Here is a 2575-nt window from a genome sequence, read left to right as displayed (position 1 = left end):
GGGGCCCGCGGTGGTGGCTGCGTTCACGTGGCGGCGGCCGTTGTGGCTGGCGCTCCTGCTGGACGTGCTCGTCTGGGTCGCCGGCACGGTCCTCCTCTACGGCGGCCTGGCGCCCACCCTGCCGGTGGACGTGGCGAACTCCTGGCAGGCCCTGCTCACCACGCTCCTGCCCGCCCAGCCCGAGCCCCAGTTGCTGGTGCTCGTCCACACGCTGGTGTGGGCGGCCGCCACCGCCGGCGCCGAGACCCTCACCCGCACCTCGACCAGGATCGCCGCCGCCGTCCCCGCGCTAGCCGTGTTCGGGGCGGCGCTGGTGCTCGGCGTCGGCGGCGCGGGCTCCAACCTCCCGGTGGCGGGGGCGCTGTTCATCGTCGTCGCGGTCCTCGCGTTGCTGCGGGACGGCCGCTCCCCGGTCTGGCTGCTCGCCGGGGTGCCGGCGGCGGCCGTGCTCGCGGCGCTGGCCGTGCTCGCCGGACCGCTGCTGCCGGTCGCCGCGCGGCCGTACGACCCGCGCGACGACGCCGGCCTGCCGCCGCCCGCCCGCGTGGACGGCGTCAGCCCGCTCGACCGCGTCTCGGCGTGGTTGCAGATCCCCGACCGGGAGCTGTTCACCGTCGAGGCCGACCGGCCGCTCAACTGGCGGCTGGCCGTGCTCGACCGCTACGACGGCGTGCGCTGGACGTCCGGCGCCCGCTTCCGGCCCACCGGCGGCACGGTCCCGGAGGGCGAGTGGCGGGGCGCGGCCGACGTCGTGCGGCAGAAGGTGACCTTCGACGGCCTGCCCGGCACCTGGCTGCCCGCCGCCGAACGCCCCGAACGGGTGACCGGCGTGCGCGGCCTGGCCGTGGACCCCGACAGCGGCGTCCTGCTGGCCGCCGCCGAACCCGCCGAGGGCTTCACGTACGAGGTGACCTCGCGGGTGCCCGAGCCGTCGAAGGAGGAGCTGCTGGCCGCCACCCCCGTACGCGACCCCGCGCTGACCGACTTCCCCGACGGCCCGCAGGAGCAGCTCTTCCGCAGGCTCGCCCAGCAGGCCACCGAGGGCGCCGACGCGCCGATCAAGCAGGCCTACCGCCTGCAGAGCTACCTGCGCACGAACGCCTCCTACGACGTCACCGCGCCGCCCGGGCACTCGCTCAAGAGCCTGGAGTTCTTCCTGCGGACCACGCACCGGGGGACGTCGGAGCAGTTCGCGAGCACGTTCGCGCTCATGGCGAGGACCCTGGGGCTGCCGTCGCGGGTGGTCGTCGGGTTCCGGCCGGGAGCGGAGTCCGGCGGGGTCTACCGCGTACGCTCGGGACACGTGATCGCGTGGGCGGAGATCAAGTTCGCCGGGCTGGGCTGGCGGCCGTTCTACCCGACGCCGGGGCGCAGCGGCGCCAAGGACGACCACGAGGTCGCCTCGTCGGCGATCGAGGAGAGCGAGGAGCTGGAGGGCGAGTTCGCGCGCGGCGGGAGCGAGCAGCCCGCGCCCTCGCAGCCGAAGGCCGCCACCGAGACCGAGGCCGGGGGCGGAGTCTCTCCCTCGGCGATGGCGGCGGTGGCCGCCGGGGCGCTGCTGGCCGCGTACGGGGCCGCGGTGGCCGTGCTGCCGTGGTGGCGCCGGCGACGCCGCCGCCGGGCCGAGGCCCCCGGGCAGCGGGTGCTGGGGGCGTGGCGGCAGGCGTGCGACGACCTGGGGCTGCGCGGTGAGCGGACGCTGACGGCGGCCGACGTGGTCGCCCGCCACCCGGGCGACATATCCATCCACCTACAGCCGTTGGCCGAAATATCGAATTTCGTCCGGTACGCCCCTGACGCCGTCACCGACGAGGCCGCCACCGCGGCCTGGGAACGCAGCGACGCCCTCCGCCGCGCCGTGCGCGCCCGCACCTCCGTCACCGTCCGCCTCCGCGACCGCCTTCTCCTGCGATGACCGCGCCCCGGAGTGTCGAGGCCCAGCTCCTGCACCGCCCGCCGGGAGCGGCGGCGGGCGAGATCGTCCGGCGGCTCGGCGCGATGCAGGCCCAGGACGTGCCCTCGGCGCTGCTCGCCTTCCGCGCCCGTTCGGCCACCCTGACGGCCGCCGACGTCGAGGCCGCCTGGCAGACCCGCGAGATCGTCAGGACGTGGGGCCCGCGCGGCACCCTGCACTTCGTCCACGCCGACGACCTGCCGTGGATCCAGGCCCTGATCGGCAGCCCGGCGAGCACCCTGCGCCGCCTCGCCGAGGAGGGCGTCACCGGCGACGACCTGCTCGCCCTCGTCACCGCGGCGCTGGAGGGGCAGGGCCCGCTGACCAAGGCCGAGCTGGAGGAGCGCCTGGCGGGCCGGGCGCGCGGCCAGGGCGTCGTGCACCTGGTGGCGCTGGCCGCCCGCCACGGCCTGGCCGTGCTGGGCCCGCTCCGGGCGGGCAAGCCCACGTACGTGCACGCCGCCGACTGGCTCGGCGCGCCCGTCGCGGCCGAGCCCGACCGGGAGCGCGCCCTGCGGGAGCTCGCCCTCCGCTACCGCCGCGCCCACCACCCGTCCACCCCCGAGGACCTCGCCGCCTGGTCGGGCCTGCCGCTGGGAGAGGCCCGCACGGCCTGGCGCC

General features: G+C 77.2%; 2 protein-coding genes. Both read left to right on the top strand.

The annotated features are described in order from the left end of the window. The coding region (locus tag C1J01_RS47460; protein WP_220040478.1) for a transglutaminase TgpA family protein at window positions 1–1915 on the top strand (1915 nt) is incomplete at its 5' end. Next, the coding region (locus C1J01_RS47455; RefSeq protein ID WP_146616021.1) for a DNA glycosylase AlkZ-like family protein at window positions 1912–2575 on the top strand (664 nt) is incomplete at its 3' end. The genes C1J01_RS47460 and C1J01_RS47455, both read left to right, overlap by 4 nt.

The organism is Nonomuraea aridisoli (genome assembly GCF_003236395.1).
Lineage (GTDB): Bacteria > Actinomycetota > Actinomycetes > Streptosporangiales > Streptosporangiaceae > Nonomuraea > Nonomuraea aridisoli.
The sequence above is the reverse complement of the archived record's forward strand: the minus strand, read 5'-3'. Positions and strand labels throughout refer to the sequence as shown.